Source organism: Aquimarina sp. AWH4_224, assembly GCF_056160245.1.
Window position 1 is genome coordinate 53396 of record NZ_JBSWWU010000012.1, and the last position, 21655, is coordinate 75050.

Annotated in this window: 18 protein-coding genes and 1 tRNA gene; 5 read left to right on the forward strand and 14 right to left on the reverse strand. The window is 35.2% G+C overall.

Annotated elements, in window-relative coordinates:
• Positions 1–9: 9 nt before the first annotated feature.
• The 6 genes from ACXAGJ_RS20660 to ACXAGJ_RS20685 all read right to left on the reverse strand — a co-directional run bounded on the left by ACXAGJ_RS20660 (position 10) and on the right by ACXAGJ_RS20685 (position 11422).
• Positions 10–966, reverse strand: coding sequence for an AAA family ATPase (locus ACXAGJ_RS20660; RefSeq protein WP_474842534.1), 957 nt, complete (start codon positions 964–966; stop codon positions 10–12).
• A 33-nt stretch (positions 967–999) separates the two neighbouring features.
• Entirely contained in the window at positions 1000–5313 is a 4314-nt protein-coding gene (locus ACXAGJ_RS20665) for a strawberry notch C-terminal domain-containing protein (RefSeq protein ID WP_474842536.1), read from the reverse strand.
• A gap of 62 nt (positions 5314–5375) precedes the next feature.
• Positions 5376–5798 carry a hypothetical protein gene (locus tag ACXAGJ_RS20670; protein ID WP_474842538.1) on the reverse strand — a complete coding sequence of 141 codons (423 nt, stop codon included), beginning with the start codon at positions 5796–5798 and terminating at the stop codon, positions 5376–5378.
• Positions 5795–9418: an Eco57I restriction-modification methylase domain-containing protein gene (locus ACXAGJ_RS20675; protein ID WP_474842539.1), complete on the reverse strand. Its 3624-nt coding sequence runs from the start codon at positions 9416–9418 to the stop codon at positions 5795–5797. The genes ACXAGJ_RS20670 and ACXAGJ_RS20675 overlap by 4 nt, the downstream gene beginning before the upstream one ends.
• 1047 nt (positions 9419–10465) lie before the next feature.
• Positions 10466–10762: a hypothetical protein gene (locus tag ACXAGJ_RS20680; RefSeq protein WP_474842541.1), complete on the reverse strand. Its 297-nt coding sequence runs from the start codon at positions 10760–10762 to the stop codon at positions 10466–10468.
• Positions 10763–10819: 57 nt separating this feature from the next.
• A complete protein-coding gene (locus ACXAGJ_RS20685) occupies positions 10820–11422 on the reverse strand; it encodes a C2H2-type zinc finger protein (protein WP_474842543.1) in 603 nt (200 codons plus the stop codon).
• A gap of 896 nt (positions 11423–12318) precedes the next feature.
• On the opposite strand from ACXAGJ_RS20685, the gene ACXAGJ_RS20690 reads away from it, so the two are divergent.
• Entirely contained in the window at positions 12319–13416 is a 1098-nt protein-coding gene (locus ACXAGJ_RS20690; RefSeq protein WP_474842545.1) for a helix-turn-helix domain-containing protein, read from the forward strand.
• A gap of 46 nt (positions 13417–13462) precedes the next feature.
• On the opposite strand, the gene ACXAGJ_RS20695 is transcribed toward ACXAGJ_RS20690, so the two are convergent.
• The 6 genes from ACXAGJ_RS20695 to ACXAGJ_RS20720 form a co-directional block, all read right to left on the reverse strand.
• Positions 13463–14620, reverse strand: a complete 1158-nt coding sequence (locus tag ACXAGJ_RS20695; RefSeq protein ID WP_474842547.1) for a glycosyltransferase — start codon at positions 14618–14620, stop codon at positions 13463–13465.
• A 35-nt stretch (positions 14621–14655) separates the two neighbouring features.
• Positions 14656–14955, reverse strand: a complete 300-nt coding sequence (locus tag ACXAGJ_RS20700) for a hypothetical protein (protein WP_474842549.1) — start codon at positions 14953–14955, stop codon at positions 14656–14658.
• Positions 14952–15443, reverse strand: coding sequence for a hypothetical protein (locus ACXAGJ_RS20705; RefSeq protein ID WP_474842551.1), 492 nt, complete (start codon positions 15441–15443; stop codon positions 14952–14954). Before ACXAGJ_RS20705 ends, ACXAGJ_RS20700 begins: the two co-directional genes overlap by 4 nt.
• A gap of 23 nt (positions 15444–15466) precedes the next feature.
• On the reverse strand, positions 15467–16819 hold the full coding sequence (locus tag ACXAGJ_RS20710; protein WP_474842552.1) for a hypothetical protein: 1353 nt from the start codon (positions 16817–16819) through the stop codon (positions 15467–15469).
• Between the two features lie 105 nt (positions 16820–16924).
• Entirely contained in the window at positions 16925–17059 is a 135-nt protein-coding gene (locus ACXAGJ_RS20715; protein WP_474842554.1) for a hypothetical protein, read from the reverse strand.
• A gap of 19 nt (positions 17060–17078) precedes the next feature.
• On the reverse strand, positions 17079–17372 hold the full coding sequence (locus tag ACXAGJ_RS20720) for a hypothetical protein (protein ID WP_474842556.1): 294 nt from the start codon (positions 17370–17372) through the stop codon (positions 17079–17081).
• Between the two features lie 254 nt (positions 17373–17626).
• Here ACXAGJ_RS20720 and ACXAGJ_RS20725 point away from each other — a divergent pair, with 254 nt between their 5' ends.
• From ACXAGJ_RS20725 to ACXAGJ_RS20740, 4 genes are all read left to right on the forward strand, one after another.
• The gene (locus tag ACXAGJ_RS20725; RefSeq protein ID WP_474842557.1) at positions 17627–18385 is read left to right on the forward strand and encodes a hypothetical protein; all 759 of its coding nucleotides are present in this window, start codon (positions 17627–17629) and stop codon (positions 18383–18385) included.
• 165 nt (positions 18386–18550) lie between these two features.
• Positions 18551–19318, forward strand: a complete 768-nt coding sequence (locus ACXAGJ_RS20730) for a MerR family transcriptional regulator (protein ID WP_474842559.1) — start codon at positions 18551–18553, stop codon at positions 19316–19318.
• Positions 19319–19413: 95 nt separating this feature from the next.
• Complete coding sequence (locus ACXAGJ_RS20735; protein ID WP_474842561.1) at positions 19414–19773, forward strand: hypothetical protein; 360 nt, start codon at positions 19414–19416, stop codon at positions 19771–19773.
• A 35-nt stretch (positions 19774–19808) separates the two neighbouring features.
• Positions 19809–21176 carry a hypothetical protein gene (locus ACXAGJ_RS20740; RefSeq protein WP_474842563.1) on the forward strand — a complete coding sequence of 456 codons (1368 nt, stop codon included), beginning with the start codon at positions 19809–19811 and terminating at the stop codon, positions 21174–21176.
• A 117-nt stretch (positions 21177–21293) separates the two neighbouring features.
• On the opposite strand, the gene ACXAGJ_RS20745 is transcribed toward ACXAGJ_RS20740, so the two are convergent.
• A tRNA-Met gene (locus ACXAGJ_RS20745) sits at positions 21294–21366 on the reverse strand.
• 104 nt (positions 21367–21470) lie between these two features.
• Complete coding sequence (locus tag ACXAGJ_RS20750; RefSeq protein WP_473282764.1) at positions 21471–21653, reverse strand: zinc ribbon domain-containing protein; 183 nt, start codon at positions 21651–21653, stop codon at positions 21471–21473.
• Positions 21654–21655: the final 2 nt, after the last annotated feature.

The following is a 21655-nucleotide window of genomic DNA, read 5'->3' on the forward strand; positions in this document are numbered from 1 at the left end:
ACTCAATCTTTATCCTAACCGCTTTTTGTATTCATTTTTGAAATCATTCAAATTCGCAGCTCCTTTGTAAGAGTTTAGAAAACCTTCCAGATTTACTTCAAGCTTGATCTTGTTGGCTTTATCAACATTCATCACCATAAAATAGCTTTCCAAGGCATCCTTCAAGGTCTTACCGTTTGCAACTTTGCGATAGGGCTTACCATGTTCATCTTTTAAACCCGTAGCTCTTTTCATCTCCAGCTCATAAGCTCGTTCCATATTGAGCATTGTTCTAAGTGTCATAATATCTTCCGTATCATCATCACCTATTTGTTTTCCCTCATAGGCTAATATGGCCTTACGAATCTTTATGCATATATCTGCTACTGGAGCATAGACTAACTGACGTTCTAACACTTCATTAAACCCAATTCTATAGATGCATCCACTAAAGCGATCCAGTAGTGAAGCATCTTGCTTATTATTTCCAACATAGTTGCCACTTGCTCCTTTACCAACCACATTTCCAGTCGCAATACAACCGAAATCGTGATGCTTTACAATGGGCTCATTCAGACCATTAAAAATGATCGCATCGGATTTGGCACTTTTGGCAAGGGCATCATTCAATAACCCTGCGGTATTAGCATCCAACTTTGGCATCTCATCCAGAATCAATATTTTCCCATCTCTCCAAGCTTCGATGAGCGCACCTTCTTTATACCCTGAAATTGTCTGTCCTCCTTTAATATCAATGGGTGATGTCCATTGATTGCAATTCACCACTACAAAAGGTAATTCCTTCTTATCATTTTCAGTTCTACCGAACAGGGCATAGGCTACCTTTTCTCCCAAAGTAGTTTTACCTGTTCCTGCACTACCTACCAAAAACACGTTATTTCCACTACTCAGATCATCTAATACTTTCATAAAGTTTGGGATCTGATTGATCTCTGGAATATCCAAAGTGTATGTTCTTCTTTTCATATCATTGTGTTATATCCTGTTTACTACTCCTTCTTATGCGGTTTGAAGTCTATCGTATAATCTTAATTGATCGAGTAATTCATCTATGGGTTCTATGATTCCGATCATATCTTCATAGGCTGTTCTCCCCAATTCTTCTTCGGTATATCTTCCAAAAACAAATTCTGGATTTCCATCTTCGTGTGGATTGTTTGTAATGAAGAAGCCCAAGCTATCTTTCGCTTCATAAAGTGCTTGCTTTGGGATCTCTTTTACAATGCTCTCAAACTCTTTTTCTACAGGCGTACCACTTATAGCCTTTTTCCAAGCTCTATACAGCACTACTACATTCTTGAAAATTGGGATTAATGAGTAATTGTATTTTTCCTTATCACTCAAAGGACGATTATAGGATACTGTCCCATAGATGTATTTAGTATCTCCTGGTTCTTTATACTCCTTAAACCCTGTTACTGGATTGCTACCTTGTCCATAAGGTCTACCTAATTCATAGGAAAAACTGCCTTCTTTGTCCTTGGTAGTGCGATCCCAATCTTTTTGATTTTCTATCTCCCAATCTTCTAGTTCCTTTGCCTTCCCTAAAAACTGTAAACCATACGTATCTAGTTGTTTTAAAAAAGCTTTTAGGTTATTTAGGTGAAGTACTCCTGTCATTTCACCACCGTTCTGAACAAAATCAGGCAACTCATCTTCACTCTGACCTTCTGCCCGTCGAATGAGTTCCCTAAGTTTAGGGTCAATTGCCATTTTATAGTTCTCGCCTTTATGAATATATACCTGAAAGTAATTCTCCCCGATTCGTTTAAAGCGAAGCTGGTCTTTTTGATCTGAAAAGAACTCATCAACAGAAAGCGCATTAATAATATTGAAGGCTTCTGACATTGGTAATAAGGCTTTGTTAACACCATCCTTACCAAATTCTTTATCCATCAGAATACCATTTTTTATGACTCCTGTTTTGGTATTGTACTTTATGAGTTTGTTTTCTCCTCCAATGGCTCCAGATGCAGCAACAATATTCTCGGTCAAAATATGTCTTTGTTCCCTCTTGGATGAAGCCTTTTTTATCAGCTCGTTCCATTCATTTGGGATCTGCTTTCGTTCTTCTTCCGAAATATCCTTGCTTTGGGTATAAATCAAACTGATATAGGCGTGTTCTTCAGGTTGTAAGGAATACGAAATAAGTCTACGTGAATCGGCTACTGCAAATCGTAATTGTATGTTACCATAGGTGTACGGATTCTTAGCAGATGTGCCTAACGAAATTCCCAAAAATATACCCCAAGAAGGTTCTTTCGTTGGATTTAAAAATGGTATTTTCAGTACTTGTCCAATATCAAAATAGCCTACATATTTTACAATCTGCTTTTTGATATATTCCAACTTTTGCAAGTACTCATTGACAGCGTTTAGTTTTTCCGCAATCAGCTCTTGCAATTGTTCCCTGTCATTCGCTATTTTTTCGTTTTCATCATCATCTTTACCACTTCCGATATCTGGTAAATCGTTTAATTCCTGACGAAGTTTTTCAACAACTTCCATCCGTTTTTCTCTGCGTTCCTCTATAAGCACCGGATATTTTTCATTGATATCGCGGACTAAGTCCGATGTTACAACCTCTGGTTTTCTCCCATCCAACGCTTTTGTGATTCGATCTTCAACTTCTTGTTTGGTTAAGGGTCGTTTTAAATTGTTGACAATGCTTACTTCGCGAACCGTATCTTTCCCAAAGGGTGTGTTTCCTCCATTACCTTGTTTGAATAAGTATCTTTTCTTGATTTCTGCATCTAAGGGTAAAAACTCGGTCTCTAAGTCATATGTTCCTTGTTGTTTCTCAAGCTTGATTTGGTGGTCATAACGTTCCAGTAAGACATTGTATAAGTTATCTTGTTCCTCAACTAATAACAATCCTGCACGCCCTGTAAGTTGCCGTATAGCTCCCTCTTTTCCGTCATTACGTTCGTAATACTTCTTTCCTGTCTTTGCATCGGTCTTTCGGTGATATGTCGGATGCCCTAATTTTTGCATCATTTCTGGATGTTCAGTAATCCATTGCCAAGCTACTTTATCACCATATTTGTTTAAAAAATCGGCACTTTTCAGGGTATCATCGTTGGTATTTTGAGATCCTGTAGTATTCGCATCCAAAGCCTTTAATTTTGCCTTTAGCATGGTCATCAATCTACGTTCCGTTGGAATATCACTTGTGATATAATAATACTCAGGTAAATTCACCTGACCTGTTCTGTTAATGCGCCCTCGCTTTTGTACTTCAATATTGATATCCAATTCAAACTGATGAATCACCATCGCACGTTGTCGTTTATCGGCAAAATCTTTAGAAGCGTGGGCAGACTGTCCAGTACTTCCGCTTTGATTAATCAACAACACATCATACTCCCCTGAATTAAACAATCGAAATGATTTCTCTGAATCACTTCTAAACGATGATACGACCACATCATCACCTGTATAGCGTACTTTTTGATTTCTTCCGGTAACTTCAGCTACTTTAAAATGCTCATCATCGTGACCGCCTAAATTGGAAGGTTTCTTTTCATTTTCTATTAACTGAATAAGTTGGTCAATTGGAGAAATACTTAGCCCTGAACTTTCTAAAAGCATTGCTTTTTTAATCCTGGTATATTCCTCTTGACCTTTTTTAGATAATTCTTCTAACGGTATTCGTTGCCTGCTTTTTTTACCATCAATATCTGTATAGCTATAGAAAAACACACTATCTAACCCTTTTATCAAGGTTCTTACGAAGTCCAATTCTTCCTTTGGTAAAACATCTCCACTTGACAGATTGAGATCTTTTAGGAAAGCTCCCATTGTAGACTTGAAAGCAATGACTACCTTTTTATCCTCCCTTAAAAGTGAAAGTGTTTTCTTGGCAACTTCTTCAACTTTTAAAGCGAAAAGCATCTGATCTACAATGTTGAATACTCTTGAAAAATATGGGGCTTGTTTTACCCCTAAACCTTTTGGTTTATTATCCATTCTCTCCCCTTGAGCTTTGGCATCTGCATGAATTAAACCGAGAATTGGAGATACGTATTCTTCTTCAAAACGAACTACCTCATTCATCAATTTGATGATACGATTGACACTTGCCCTGTTTTTACTTCGGCTTGGTTCTTCATCTAAAGTGATATACTCCACTTTAATCCCCTCATTAGAGCGTTGACGCCTGATGAGCTGACCGCTTTCTGCAAGATTTGATGCAACAATTTCCTGAAGGGCTAACCCTCCGCTACGCATAGAAGTCACAAATGCACCATCTTTTAACCCTGTTTCGGAAATCGCTGTTTTCTTCCCGTAAAAGGGCATCACTTCTGGATATTTCGCAAAAGTCGCACTTAAGAAACAACAGGAGTGTGTTTTGGGTAATACCCTACGCATCCAATTTCCAATGATAGAATCAAATCCACCAGCGCTATGGGACTCGTCTAAAATGAATACTACCTTTTTGTAGCGTTTACTACCTTCAATACCACTCTCGCAAATACTTTCTATCCAAGCTCGCTTGTAGTAACTTGCAGATTGGATTTGACTGTACGTTGTAAATACCATATCATAACCGCTAGGCAGATAGTCTACATTTTCATAAATGGTTACGGTTGGGGTGGTTTCAGGGTTTGGCAGTTTTCTACCCATTCTTTTATGCCACTCTATCGACTCTAAGCTTTCGGTGGGTAGGGTTTTGGATGATGTCAATAATTCTTCTTGTGCTTTCCCTGATAGTGGAGTGAATACCACAGTACCGTCCGCATCTTTTATTTTAGCTCCTGAATCAGAACTTGAATTCACGATAAAGGGTTGAATATCTGAAAAACCGATTGCTTTCAAATCCCTATACATATCCGTAAACAAACTTGGGCTTTTGGTAAAAAATATGGGCAAATACCCTTGCATTACTGCGTGTCTGATGACGGCTGCTGCTTGTCTCCCTTTTCCAATTCCTGTTTGATCTCCAATGATAATTCCTTGTTGGCGTTCAAATTGTTTAAGATACAAGGCTACAGCATCCACTTGCTCCGCAGCGAAAGCTTTCCATAAGGTTGCCGTAGAAATATATTTTAATTCATTACGAACGTAGTTATCAATGTTTCCTTTTTCCTTTACGATACGGTTGAGTGCCTTTTGTACTTCAAAAGCCATATTTCGAGGAATAAGCGTATTCATTTTACCTCCATTTGATTTTGGTACATAAGGAACTAAAGCGGTCTGTTCGGCTGCTAGTTTCGCTACTTGGGCTGCATCCCCGGTGAACCCGTCTTGTTCTACCTGTAATTCGATATTCTCCATATTACTTTTTTTAAAGGGCTTTCTTTGTTGTAGCATCCAGCAAGTGATTTTCTTCAAACTCCAACATTGTCACTTGCTGTGTTGCTACCTATCTATGATTACACGCTTTCAAATCTTGCCAGGGTTTCTAAATAGCTACGTAATGTGGTATCGGCATATACTTGTGTAGCTTCTTCTTTATCCATACCGCCATACATTAAGGAGTTATCGGGTACAGTAGTATCCAGATTGCTCCAGTTCTCCTTAAGCTTCCAAAGTGCATTTTGCATTGTATCGTGGTACATCAGGAAATTTGCAATTTCATCTACTTCCCTGCCATCTGGATAGACTGTCTCTAAATATTCCTCAATAAGAGCGATAGGATCATCTCCTTCTGCCATTGACCAGGCAATTAAATTGTGTAATCTGATAAAGATCCCCGTTTCATGATCTTCAAAATTTTCAAAGGGTATCGGATTGCTTATCATAAACAAGGTTGCACTTCCGTCCGAAGGCATTAATTGATTATTAAAAAAAATCATAGTCCTAATTCTATTTTAAGTTGGGTGATAATCACCTCTAGTTTATTTACTTCTTTTGCTGTTATATGGGAACTAATTCGTTCCCATAATTCAGGGAAACTATTCACCATTTGTTCTATAGCAGGGTTTTCTTTCTTAGTAGGGGCAACACCTTCTGGTGTTGGCTTCCTTCCATTAATGAGAATTAGCATCGTTTTAGCAACTGCTCCTTGCTTATTGTACAGTTTATAGCTATTCATATTGATGATATCATCTACCTTGTAGTGACGGTATAACCAATTGAAAAAAGGCTTGTATTTCTCGATGTATCCGTCCTGACCAAAATAGACATGCCCCATAATGATGATTGCTGCTTTTCCAGTATCTTTTAGGGTATGTAAGGCCAGCCCTGCCATAAAATGCTCCAATCGCATGTGTCGAGCTACCCCGATTTGATTATTAAAGTATTTCTGAACCCAACGCTCTTTATCAAACTTGGAATCTTCCCAACTGGCAAATGGAGGGTTCGTAACCATAACATCAAAGGAATGGGTCAGTTCTTCGGGAAAAGGTTCAGCAGCATTGAGATGAGTGATGGTATCGAATCCTTGCATTTCCAAAGAATAGCGCCTGCTTTTATCGATCTCGTTGACGTGTGTTTTTTCGGGAGCTGCCCCCAATACCAATAAACCATTCCCTGCACTTGGTTCAAAGGTGCGACTCGCACCAGTCATATCTGTATATTCTGCAATCATAGCTCCAATGGGACAAGGGGTAGAGTATTGCTTATACAATTCCTTACTGCTATCAGAATAGGCATAGGCAGGTTGAACCCTATCCCAAAAAGTAATCATTTTTACCAGGCGCTCCTCAAATGGAATAGGTAGCTCATAGAGCTGCTTATACCACAAAAGCCAACTGAGTTCTACAGCTTCCCATAAAGCCCCTAAATTGGGTGCGCCAGCTTCTTCTTTAACCGCTTCAACTTTCTTTTTACTTAACCGTTCATTTTTGATATAATGATCGTGCATAATAGCTACGACTTTATCCAAATAATCAGGGTTCCACGATGGTTCTCCGTTCTCCGCGTTATGGGTTGTAAAGAAGTCATCAATAAGAACCCTGGCCATTTTTCCTAGTGGTTCATCAGGATAATTTTCTGCAATTCGACCTCCAAACAAGTTGTCTAGTATAAAATCGCGAAAGTTGGCTATGTCACCCCTATCTATGACATAGCCATATTCTTTCGCCCTCACTATAAACTCAAAAAACAACTCATCACGAAATATCTTATCTTCATTATCAACCAACTTGGCAAGTTCGCCAGCTTCTTCCCTCAATACTGAAATTCGTTCTTCCCTATGCGCTTTGCTGTTCTTGCTTTTCTGGTCGTCCTTATCTTTGAGCTTATGAATGTCTTTTTCCAGAATAGAGATCCATTTGTCGTATTCTTTTTCTGTCTTTTCTTGAAGTTTGAATTGGTTACTTTCATATCGATAGCCCAATTCAAATACAGTTACATTATCAATAAAAGCCTGCTTACCTGTGAAGCCCATTGTAAAAGCTTGTGAAGCAAACTTTTTTCGTATTGGATCTACTTCACCTGATGGTATAAAAAAGAATTCTTCTAGTGACGATTTTTCAATCTGTTTGGATTCAAATGCTTGGCTGGCATTGGCTTTTTCTTCTTGATTTTTTAAATACTCGGTTATGAGCGCTGCGGAATTATCAAGATCTTCAATTTTGAATTCGATATCCCGATATTTCTCTTTATCTTCTTTTTTTGATTTTGGCTTTCCTGTTTTGGGGTTGGTATGTATTAACTGTTGCTTCTTGTAATCAGCTTTTTCTTCTTCTATAATCTCTAGTGCCTTCTCCAAATCTGCAATAGGACGATATAAAGAAGCAGCAGACCACCAAGATTGTGCGTCCCTGTCTTTCTCGATAATACGCTCTAGTGGATATACTCCTTCATAACCTGTATTGATGTTTACGTATGGATACTTGGTATCCGTTGGAAAACCTAATTCTTCAAATAATTGCTGCCCCCGTCTTTCCCATTCACGTAACATAGCAGATCTTGTTACCTTAAACCCGTAATCCTTTGGGTGTGCCATTTGGACGAATTCAAATAATTCCTTTGCACCTAATTCCGAAAGGTTGTCATCCGTAACTTCTAACAGATAAGGGGCAACTTTCTGAATCTTTTGCGCATCTTCAATATATAGTCCAGTGTTAAATAATTCTAATACTCGATGGGCTGATAAAACATTAGGAATGGTTTTTCCATATCTGGTAATATCAGTAGTAACAGCTTGTTTTTTGTCTTGTTGCGTTTGCTTATTCTCGGTATTAGGAACTAGTAACTTGTTGGGGTTAGAGATCATATATCGAATCGCTTTTTTAAGCTTGGTCATCGACATTGTACTCCCACCATATATAATCCCTTCTTTTTCAGGTTTATGACTTCCTATGGCAATGCTATTGTTCTCAAGAACTTGAAAAGTAATTTGATCTCGATCAGAGGATATCCCATATCCATTTGGTTCTGAATTGTCTGGATAATTATGAACTTTTAAAAATGCAGAATTGGTATTGATAAACTTTTCAAAATCCTTGATGGTTTTTTCATCCAGTTTTGTCCAAGCTTGTTCTAAAATAAAACCAGAGCTGTGGGGAACAGGAAAAGGTGTGTATCCTAATGCTTCTGCATTTGAAAGGATCAGGTCTAAAAAAGTATTCCTGACAGCTTCTGGTTCTATATCATTAACCCAATCTTTTTGATCCTCAATGATATGTGTAATTTCCCCTAAAAATGTTATCTCATCATTGATCTGTAATGCTTCTTCTAATGCCAATCGGAAGGTGGCTATGATGGTTTCTGTTTTACCTTCAATATCGATCTCTAAATCGGTAAGCGTTGAAATCATGGTTTTGACAATACCACGTTTTGAATCTGAAGGCGCTTCATAGGTTTCCTCTACCGTTTCTACCGAGATATCATCATCCAATTGTATATCGGCTTGAAGTGGCTCTTGTACTTGCTCACGTTCTTCGACTACATTTTCAGAATCAATTGAATGGACTTCTTTAGTTGGTAGCTCATCTATACTTGTTTTTGAAGGTATCTTTTCGCCATTCTCGATCTTTTTAGCATCTGGAACAACAGTAATGATTCTTCCTTCATCAAATGCATTTCTTGCTCTCTCCTTGAAATTCCTGGCGGTAACTTTAAGCCCATTAAATTTATCTCCTAACTGAGAGGTCAAGAAACGTTTTGCTATGTCTTCGGCTGAAACCCTAAAATCTTCAAAAACAACATAATCCTTGTCTTTATTTCCAATCGAAGCAACAACCAGACTAAAAAGTTTGTGATCGATATTCCCTCTTACAGCTTCATAAGACGGTTCAATTTTAACCTCTAAAAGGTCTTTACCTTTCTTGTTAGCATTTTCTAATGCACTTGCATATTTATCAAAAGAAGGACGAACTCCACGTATATACCAAATACCTTTATTTCGATTTGCATTTTTAAATCCAATCGAAATCAGATATTTCTTTAAATCAACATTGAATAATTCAGGATCAAATTCAAGCTGAATTCCTTTAGGTGATTCGTAATATGATTTTGTGATTCTCATTTACTTCTTTTTCTTTTCGTAAAATGAGATTATAGAACTTAGTACTTTACCAGAAACTTCTGTGTCATCCTTATAAGAAATACTTGAAGTCTTGCTATAGGAAAAACTTATGTGTCATCCCTATAAGAAATACTTGAAGTCTCCGCTATAAGAAAAACTTGCGTGTCATCCCTATAGGAAATACTTGAAGTCTCCGCTATAAGAAAAACTTACGTGTCATCCTTATAGGAAATACCTGAAGTCCCCGCTATAAGAAAAACTTGCGTGTCATCCCTATAGGAAATACTTGAAGTCTCCGCTATAGGAAAAACTTACGTGTCATCCTTATAGGAAATACTTGAAGTCATTGCTATAGGAAAAACTTACACGTCATCCCTATAGGAAATACTTGAAGTCATTACTATAGGAAAAACTTAGTCTTATAATCTCAAAATGTGTACAGAAATCTCCGTGTCTCTGGAGTAAAAATGTAGATAACGTTGTTGATCCATTGGATCATAAAAAAACACTTAGGAACTCTCTGTGTCTCTAGAGAAGTTACCTTAAGAATTTGTGCAAAAAAACAGTTTTCAATACTGTAAATAGTCCAAATTCGATAATTTATATCTTCAAATATAACTAGTCTTTTTTAATTTTCTTTTTGACATATAATGCTACTGTTGTGTAAATAAAACCTACAAAAACACTAATAAGTCGTTTAACCCAATAATAATAGGGTTTCCGAATTTATACCACCCATAAATTAAACCCACAAAACCGTAGTAAAAATAATTTTATTGCCTAACCCTGCCTCACCTTAAAAAAACTATACAGGTGTAACTGATAATACTAAATAAACTATACGTTGAGATAATTCAGAGTTTATAAACTCTGAATTATCTATACAATGGATAACATCCTAATAGGAATAAAAGCATCAAGATCGGTTAATTCTCTGATACTATAATCAATAAAACAGTCATTTACTTGGTCCTAAACGATATGATTTCATATAACTAAAACTTTATTTAAAAATTAGACAACGATAAGTTACTTTGACTTTTAAAATTATCCTTTGTCCCCTACTAAAATATGTAGTGACATAACCCCATTATGATAGTCCCATTTCACCATTTCAACTTCCCATCCTATTGTATTCTCCACCCAATCAAAAACATTTAATTCTTTATCGTTTTGGATAAATATTTCATTGGGTTTAAGATTACCGCCTATGAACTTTGGAATGTTAATAGCTTCTCCTTCTCTTGGAAATCCCTCTCCTTGATTCCATTGGATGGTAAGATCACGCTGCCCTTCATTATATAGCCTTGTCTTACTCCAATGAATACTAAAATGCACTTTCATTCTGATTTATGTTTTATAATTATATTCGTTCCCCTATGAAACTAAAAAGTAATTGTTCTATACATAGGCTTTGAAATTGCTACAGTAGTTATCCCTGGTGTCGTTCTCCAACTCCCACGCTCCATATTTCTCAGGTTCCCATTCCTTTTGAGATTTATGCTCTAAAATATGCTCCTCTAACTCTCCTGGAGTCATAAATGATGCATTGCATTCAGGGCATATATAAGGGTAAGGTTTGAAATGAACTCCTGATTCCATAGCGCGTTGTATTTCTATGGCTTCATCGAAAAGTATTAAATCTGTCTTATTTGATACAGTATCGTTTTTATTCTTTTTGAAAAAGAGATGACAAAAGCTAAACAAGGTTGTCGACTGTACGACACTAATTAATACACTACTTACAACACCTACTGGCATAAATTGATATACTAAATTGTGTGCAAGTGTGGCAAAAAGATAAATGAAAGCGGTACGCAACCATCCCTTTACTGTAAAGATTAAAATGGCAAGATCAACACCCAAGGCATAGCACCATGAAAACCAAGGATGATCGTAATGACTATTGGCTTCGAATACATATAATGTATGCGCAATTTGCGGAATCAAAAGAATTGCCATAGCAAAGATTCCAAATACTTCTTTTTCTATTAAACTTTTCATGCTGTTCCCCTTTAGCATCTGTAATAACTGATGTACTAGTTTTTATACAATCAAAAAAAGTACATCCCTTTGTATTTGTGATTTCTGAATTTAGATGATTCTAAAATTCCGGGTAGGCATTTGTAAAATTAGTAGCATGGAGTTGTTAAAACCAAAAGGTATATTCTACTTTTCACGAAAAGTTGTCCTATTTTTCATGAAAATTGACAAATTTTAAGGTTTTACCGTAATAAAATTATGTTTTTTATGTTTTTTTACTCTTGCCATGACACAAAGTACTAGTAAAAGTGTTGATAAAAAGGTAACATTTTCCATAGTTATGCAACAAACGATAAATCAAATACCGACTTAATTAACAACTAAAAATTCATTCTTGCTATATGGGGTACATAGCTACTAGTGTAAAAAACACGAAATCGATTGAAATTATATTTCATTTAATTATTCTCCTTGTAAAACAAAATCAAAAAGGACTTAGATCATTACAGCGATCTATAAAGCACTCTGTAAGCCATAGAAGTAAACTCAAAAGCAAATCTAACTTAGAACGAGAAATCAAAAAAACCGATATATCGATTATTGATTTACCTAACAATATTTTAAAAATACTTTGTTGGAGTTTAAAAGCTGTTGAACTTAAATTAGCTAGATCATCTATCAAATCGGAATTATTTCTCAAACAGAGTAATTCCTGTAAACCATACTCCTACCCCTAGTAAGTAGGACTAATATCGTCCACTAAAACAGGCTATCCTGATTTCATTTCACCACTCAAATCAACAAAAAACTAATCGGACGAGTCCCGAAATCATCAAATAAATACCAAAAGCAAAGTTACTTGATTGTTTCGTTAGCTAAAACAAAATCATAATTTACCTTAAAACCATATCAAATACATGTTCGGTACACAAATGCATCTCTCCACTTTTATTATTTTAATTATTCAATCCCTTGTACTATTCGCACAATTATTATTTGTATTTGCTAGACCAAATGATAAATCCAGAATACGTTTTTTATTCCTTATTGTTGTTTTTATCCTCTATAATACTCTTGCAGGATTATTTCCTTCAAAGAATTTTTCAATTAGTATAATAACACAATACATCCTAGCTTTTGCCTCGGGAATTTTAGTAGCCGTATACTTTATCTATTACATATATCAAGAATTTGATATCCGTCCTTTTAAACACTTTCTCTTTGGAGTTAAACCTTTATTATATATTCTAGTTGGAGCTTTTTTATTGTTATTTGTCATACCCTATTTTATTTTCAAAAACTTGGAACTTTCCAGACTACTTTTTTTAACGGTCCCTGTGATTATTGCATTTGCTTTTTTGATCAAAGTCGGCAACATATTAATTAAACTCTACTTTAAAGATACCCGTGAGATCTCAAAGCATTATAAATATAGAGTCATATCGAGCTATCTGGGTTTATTTACTTTATCTATGTTACCAGTTTTATTAATTTTTGCAAACTATCAACCTCTAAGAGTCATAGTATTGAACTTTGGTTTTTTAGCCATGATGATTACCTATATCATTGATTTTATATCGCTAGCTCAAAAAGAAGCGATTGTTTTAGCTCAAATTGCCAAAAAGACTGAAGCCACAAATGGAGAAATTTTAATCGCAGATGAAATTATCAATAATATCATGGAGAAACTTAGGGAATTTGAAAAAAATCAAGATTACCTTAAAGGAAAAGTTACTACCGGTGTCCTTGCAAAAAGATTTGGAACCAATTCCAGATATCTTTCTCAAGTGGTAAATACTCATAAAGGAAAATCATTTACACAATATATTAATGATTTAAGAATCAATTATGCTAAAAGTAGATTAGAGACTGATGAAAAATTCAGAAATTATACATTTAAAGCCATTGCAAACGAAACTGGATATACTTCTGCTGAAATATTTGCCAGAGCGTTTTATAAGAAAGAAAAAGTAAAATTATCCGAATACATAAAAAAAATAAGAGACAATGAATAACACTGCCCCTATTAAGTCTAGAAGAAATAACCTGATTTTATGACCTTTAAAAAAATATATTCTTAAAAATCTTCAAGTTTTTCCGTGTATATGAACGATTTTCCCAAGCCCATTTCTTAGCATATTTACCTATTCTATTGCGAAATTCAGGTTCATCAACCAAGCGCATCAATGCGGCTTCCCACTCCGACAGTTTCCAAACTAATAACCCATTTTTTTCGTGGTCGATAACTTCGCGATAAGAAGAATCTTTTAATGCAATTACAGGAACACCAATAGCAGCAGCTTCTAAAAATAATATCGTATTGGCGTAGGCATAATATAATAAAGGACGCATCGGAATTAGTATCAGGTCAAAGTGTAAGTTATTAAGAGTTTGGTAGTAATCAAGAAAACTAACCGATTTATGATAGGTAATTTCTATGTCTTTTAATACCTCTATACCCTCCACGTTTTTGCCGTTCCAGCCAAATAAGATCAACTCTATCTTATCTTTATACTTTTCTTTTATTTTCTTTAGCACAGGAAGTATATATTGATATTCTACAATAGATTTAGCAGATCCAATTATACCAATTCTTACTACATCATCATTTGGTTTTGTTACTGATGAAATCCCTTCAAAACCTATATTGGAAATAAGAGATGGAAGCCAAAAGAATTCTATCGACAGTTCTCCATCTGAAACGGTATGTAAGCATGCCTGATATAATTTACACAATCTCTTTATGGGTGTAGTAATCATATCCATCTGAAGAAGGTTCTGAAATAATTGATCTTGATCTTCTTTTTTATATACTTCGTGATCTGGATGCGCTTTAGGAATATTGTGAATTTGCCTGGTTACATCCATAACCAGGTATACATTTGGATTCAGAACCCTGATAGCCTGAAATAAATAGATATAATTTTTAGTGAGCATTGGAAAAATGATATAATCAGCCCACCGTATTTCTTCTTCTTGTAAGGTATCCGTTCCAATAGTAAAGGTTTTTGCAAAATCCCATTTGGTCACCGAAGTTACTCGTGTTTCAAACCCTTCCACAGTTCGTAATTCCATATATGGAAGAATCATTCGGTAATACCCATCTGAGTTTAATAACGGTGATACATACAATAACCTTACGATATCCGTAGAAGACTTTTCAATTTCCAAATCTTCCTTTATCTCTGATTTTTTTAATAACTCCTTGACTTTTTTCATCCCTTTATTTTTGTTTTTTATAGTCTTTTATCTGTTTAGAATTCCACAGGTTCTCCCTCAAAATACTTTTCGATCAATCTGTCCGTAGTACGGTCATAGATCAATATAAAATTTGCTTTATGCCCATATTCCTGAACTTTTTTACGTAGTCCTTCTAATCCTTTTTGCGGATCAAGAAATCTTGAGTATCCACTTTTCCAATCAAATGAATAGAATGTACTTGATTCATCATCTTTATTCGGATCAATAGATTCCTTGTCCTTGAAATACACCACCATTTTGTACCTGGAGTGTTCTTTAGGATTCCATCGTTTTCTTTTTTTCCTGGTGTTCATTGCGTGAAATGTTTGATTAATACACCCAATGGGATGTCCTTGATGTGAGTTATTCCTTGGTATCCTTTCACCCAAACCTTATCATGACTTGTAACAATACAAATCTGTAATTGGTCAACTTGAATATGATGATGTTCAGCAAACTCACTCATAAATGTTTCAATACCACGTATAACTTTTGCTTCCAGATCGAACAATCCAGACGGCTCGGAATTGGTAAATAGGGTAATCAATTCTTTTACCGGAATCTTTTTAACAGGTCTTCCTTGATTATGAACTGCTACATTGATAGCTGTTCTATCCTGAAAAATTCGGACAACCAATCGATCCGGTGGTAATCCGGTTTCTTTAGAGAGTTTCTCAACATAGCTAATGATATTCCTGGTTACTTTCGATTCATAGCCAAACACATCAACATTCAAATTTTGTACTGCTTTTCTTAATTTTTCTGCCAATCTTGGGCTTCTCCTTTTGGTTTTTTGTTCCATTTTTTCACTCTTTTTAGATTTAATTATTCTTTCAATTTTGGGTTTAGAACAGCCGCATAAAACTTGCTTAATAGCTCTGGTATCCCCAATTTACCAAGGCGTTGTTCGCACTCCCTATAGACTGTTAATCGTGGGCGTGCTTCGGCTGTGTCTTTCTTTTCGTTTCTCCTGAATTTTTGAATTTCTTCCCGTAAAATCCTTTTTAACTTCAAGCCCTCTTTATGTTTTTTATCGGCCTGATACCAAGGCATTGTACCCGCAAAGCCACCTTTTGCTTTCGGATTAAAATATTCATACGGAAGTTTGATAAATCGATGCTCCGGATCTCGATCCACATAGTCGCGAGCAATATAAATTCGGGATTTATAGACATTATGAACATAATCCATTTTTTCATCGGAAACAGGTTCATACCATTGATATAAAAGAGTAAGCGCAAGGTTACATTGCCGTTTGTTTAGCCGTACATCTTTGTATAAAACCTCTTTTGCCAATTCCCATAGCTCGTTGACGTATTTCGATAGGAAAGCGTGGCGGGATGCATCACAGTAGGGTTCATTTCCCTGTCTGTTTTCTCCGATCTCGATGTTTTCCGCACTGGTTTGCCTTCCACGCACAGCTTTTTCATCAAGCTCATTTTTTTCCCGCCAGGCATCTTTCCTTCGTGCATCTTCTTCCAAAAGGTCTTTCCTTCGTGTTTTTTCAGTCTCTTTTTTAGTTTTTTTCTTGGTACCACCTTTGTCCGTGAGCGAGAGCGAACACCTTTCTTCTGTTTTTTTGGTCTTTTTATGAGTACTTTTTTGAGTCAATCCCGAACCTTCATCGAAATTCACCTCCCCACTGTCTTGAAGCTTTTCAACACCTATTATTCCATTATTTCTTTTATAAGTCTTTTTACTAGTGTATGAATGAGGACATTTTGTAGTTATATTATTTTTAATTCCTTGATTTTCAATGCTTAAATTTTCAGTGTCTTTTCGTCTATCTTTTAGCTTATCAACACTCCCAATACCCTTTATCCACAGAATTTTTGGGTTTATAAACAACTCATAACTGGAGTGAGAACCGTGCCATATCTTCTCCGTTAATATACCGCATGCTAATAGACGATCTATATGACGTTGTATAGTTCTTCCACTAGCTTGAGTAATCTTAGCTAGTTGCTTATTATTGGTTCTTAAAGAAGGTAAGTTACAGGGGTCTATGGGAGATACCTTATTGGACTTTACCAAAGAAACCCCATAAATCTTAATGACTTCTTTTGCGGTAGCAATCATTGATTGCCTGACTTTTGTACCGATGGTTTCCTGGTCATTATTAAACCGAAATACAAATTGATCTAACGCCTGAAATGAAATGGAATAGTTAATAATCATAGATGATGTTCTCCTTTCTATCTGAAAATCAAGACATAAAAACCCTACAATTGCTGTAAAACAACTGGTAAATAAATTCCTGACTTTACTAAAAAATTATAATGCTTAATCTTCTTTTTTGATATGTACCTTGTGATAGTGAATAGGTGTTGTACCTGGTCTTTTCCTTCTTTTAAATGTGCGTTCAATGCTGCGCAGCATTTCTATCCTTTGTGATTCCTGAATGATGATAATCTTCATTGTTTCCCGTAGCTTTACATTATACAGATTCACTTTTTCCTCTAGCATCCCCGTCAGCTAATTCCAGTTCCAATTGTTGAATACGCTTTCCTCGCTCCTGAAGCGACCTTCTTTTTTCCTGTGCTTCTTCATTCAATTTAATAACTTCTTCTATCAGCTTGTCTTGATTGTAAGACCGCAATGCTTTCCCTTGTAAGAATTTCATAACGGTAGGTCTGGTAAGCCCTGTTCGTTTTATGAGTTTATGGATCGGTTCTTTGTGGTAGTCATAGAGTGTTTTTACTTGCTGGTCAAATTCTTCTTTTGTGTACATCCCCAATGGTTTTAAAAATTGTTGAAATTTTATATGAATATTATATAAATTTTATATACATTTGTCACGGACAATGAAAAAAACAGTTTATCGCGTAACGGTAATATAAATTATATATATTCATTTTCAAATTTATAGAATATTTATATATTTTCTATAAATATGTTGATTTTTCAAAATCTTTTAAAAATATAGTTAACTGATTAACAGCGTATAAAATCTATATACAATTTATATTTTAACACTTATTTAACATGCAAGACCTCAAAATAATAGACAAACAGACCTTAAAACTGATCGATTTCTTGATCGAATCACATAAGGAATCGCAAACCAATTTGGAGTTGATTACCGATTATGCTTTTGGGGTAAAATATTATCCCTATAACAAGTATATTGTGACCCACATGCGAGGAAAAGATGTAGAAGGAGGTAAAGAAAAACACGCTCCACACTTGTTAATGTTTAATCTCGGAAAAGACCTGAATATTGATTTCAACTATTTTTATGATGAATCCATTAACGTGGAAGATGCTTTTTTGTCTGACAAAAAAAATAGTTCGGCTATCGATGACAGTGATCTAAGCGAAGTGTTCGAAGAAGTTGAAAAACGATTAGAATTATTTATTGCTGAAAACAAAAAGGTTAAAGGAAAAGATGCCAAAAAGCTCTGTGGTGAAACGGAAAATGATCTACTGCATATCAAAACCCATTTTAATGAAGCTTTCGCTGAAGAAACCTTTGCCGAAAAAAGGAAAGCTATTATTGCGCTATTCGATAGAATGATTTTTCTCTCCAGAAGAAAAATAGACATCATTATAAACAACGATAGTCTTGAACAAGATCTTGAAGAGCTCACCGAAGAAAATAAACAATACAAGGCAGAAAAAGCTAAACTAGAAGAAAACATTCAAAAACTGAACAAAGAGTTGGGAGCGTGTAATAAATCGCTTCTGGAAGCTAAAAATGGAGAAACGGATGCCCTTAAGCAGTTATTGGCTTTAAAGAGCTAAAATTGATCCCAATTTATACATAGTAACCATCCACTAAAAGACCGAAGTATGAAAACTAAATTAAGAAATGGAATAGAAAACTATATTAAGTTAAACCGTCACGTTATCTTTACGTGACGTTATTTTTGTATATTAGCTTTTATAAATCAACAAATACATACAAAAATGAAATCAAACAAGGAGGATTTTACAGCACACAGCGAAGCCTTGAATGAATTAATATTCGAAAGCAAAGCAATGGTTGGCATCAATAGAATGACCCTGCATACTTGGCGGTTAAAAGGCATTTTGGATGACAAAAGAGATCCTAATGTCTCAAACAAGTATAACTATTATAGCGCCTTAGATGTAATTCTTATAGGCGTACTTGACCAAATGAAACGATTACGGTTTTCTCACGCTGAAATGAAGGCTTGTAAAGAATCAATGCTTGCCCCTATTACAGCAGAGGATGGAAAAGAATATCCTGCACTGGAATATTATTCGTTTAGAGTTCTCTTGTACGATCAACCTATTTTTGTTGTTGTTTCTTATAACGACACTCTGGAAGCTGTCTGGATGCTTGATGAAAAAGATTATTTCGCAAAGCTCAGGTCCGGAGAAATCGAAAACCATACAACGATATGTCTGCATAAGGTGGTCAAAACAAATCTTGACCCCGTATACAAAATTCCTGAATTCTGTAAACTGGCCGGATTAACTAATGATGAATTGAAAGTTATAGAGATCATTAGAATGAAAAAGTATAAAACAATCCGTGTATTAAAAAGAAATGGAGAAATGGATTGTATTGAAGGCACAGAAAAAATTGATGATGCCGAAAGAATTGAAAAAATGCTGAGAAATGGAGATTACCGAAATATAGAGGTAAAACAAAACAATGATAAAATCGCAGTCGCCTATAGAATAGATAGAACAGATTTTAAAAAATAATTATTAACGCAAGTTGACCGAGACAAGTCACGCACACTTAGTAAACTACTGCTTTTACCTACGAGACAATTGGAGAAGTAGCAATTAAGTATCAAATGAAATTTAATGAAGATGATAAACAATTTATATCAATGACTAAATTATCCAAAATACTTGGAGCAAGTGACTGGAGAACAGCAATAAAATGGTGTAAGGAAAATAACCTACCTATAATGCCCGTAGGAAGTAATAAAATGACATTCAAATTCATGGCGGAAGCAGTATTTGACAGACTTGTGATTCAAGCTTTAAAAACACAATATCCTCAAAAATGGGACACCTTATTCAAACATTATAAAAACAATGATCACCTAGAATATGTATTAGAAATCGAACAAGATATCAATACCCCAATCAAAACAAATAAAAAGACTACCCCTATATCAAGATTCGCAAAAAAGTTTGCCAATGATTAAAATTCGTATCAAATATTAATTTAAATAATAATAAAATGATTAAACGTAAGAAACTTCCAACCGGAAAACGAGAAGGTGTTTGTATTGTTTGTAACAAGTGCAAAAAACACTTTTTTTGGACTCAAAAATACTTGCCCAATGAAAATGGAACTCCTAAAAAGGTAGAGCCAATTTGTGGTGATTCGCAAGTTAAATTTTCTAATTGCCCAGATTATGCAAGACATAGATTCAAAACAAGATTTCATATACCAGGTAGTAATATGGCAAGAGCTAGTAAAACATTCGATGTGACTAATTATAACGATGCTGTAATACAAGCGATTCAATTTAAGAAGGAGTATACGGAAGAGCTTTTTTCTATGCAGACACAACCCCGTACCCATAGAAAAGCTGTTTTCTTATTCGATGTTCAGATAGCTTATTTAAACTTCCTAGATAATATCGATGTTCCGGAACATCAAAAAGTTCAAAGAACCGACAAACACATTAAGGAACAAGCAAAGTCGCTTGAGCAATTTAATATCACTTTATCCAAAAAAAGAATAAACAAAAAAACTATAGCTATTCATAAAATTTCTGACGTTCATGTTGGGTATTTCCACTCCTACCTTACAGATGATCTAAATTATGCAAATAAAACATACAATAATAAAATTACATCTTTAAAAAGCTTCTTCGAATGGGCTATTGACGAATATGAATTACAAATGAAAAACCCATTTAAAAAAGCTCGACATAAATCCATTAAGACGAAAAACGTTACCATTACCAAAGAAGAATTTAATAATCTTATTGACTCAACAAATATGTGCTATGAGAATGGCTGGGTAATCATTGGTAACAAGAATGCTAAAAGAAGAAATGTTTATCGTGACTTCCTAAGGGATGGAATAGAATTATGCCTTCATACCGGAGGTCGAAGAGAAGAAGTAGTAGAACTCCGATGGGATATGATACATGAAATCAATGGCAATATTTCGTATATAGAGTTTAATAACTTGAAAGTAGAAAGAATGCTAGGGGATGGATTCAATGACGATGTTCAAACCAATATCATTCCGATCACTAAAGACCTAAAAGATTTATTATACAGACTTGGATATAAACAATTTAAAGGGTCTACTGATTATATTCTATGTCCAAACAGAGAAAAGACATCAACTCAAACCATAATGGAGAATCTTTCTAAAGGCTTTTCTCACTTCTACAAAAGACTGAACACGGATAGAGATTTACAAATGAAATGCCTTAGAAAAACATATCTAACGTATTTAAAACTAGCTATGGGTAACGATATGAGAAAGTTGGATTCACATTCTACCGATGAGATCCTTAATAAACACTATATTGATGCCACAGTTATCAATAAAGCAATAGCTGAGATGACCATTTTCAGCAAATAAAACTTAAAAAATAGGTACTCCGTTTAGGTACTCCAAGCCAAAGTTCAATGAAAAATCCTTATAAGCAGATTTCTTTAAACAAAAATAACCCCTTGAGAATCAAGAGGTTATCACTTGTAGCGGGAGCAGGACTCGAACCTGCGACCTTCGGGTTATGAGCCCGACGAGCTGCCTACTGCTCTATCCCGCGCTATTGGACGGCAAATATACAACCATTTTTATTTTATACAACACTATTTTTACTAAAAATTAATAAAAAATAATACAAGTAACTATCAATAGTCGCATAACACCTTACTGTTCAATACTTATCGCATCAAAACTGATCAATTCCTGGTCTTCAAACCTGGGGTGTAATTCTATGGGATTACAACATACTTCGCAATCCTCTACATACACCTGATATGGTATAGAAGGGTCGAGCAACATCGAAATTTGCTCCCAGCAATACGGACATTGAAAAAAATGTTCAAACATCT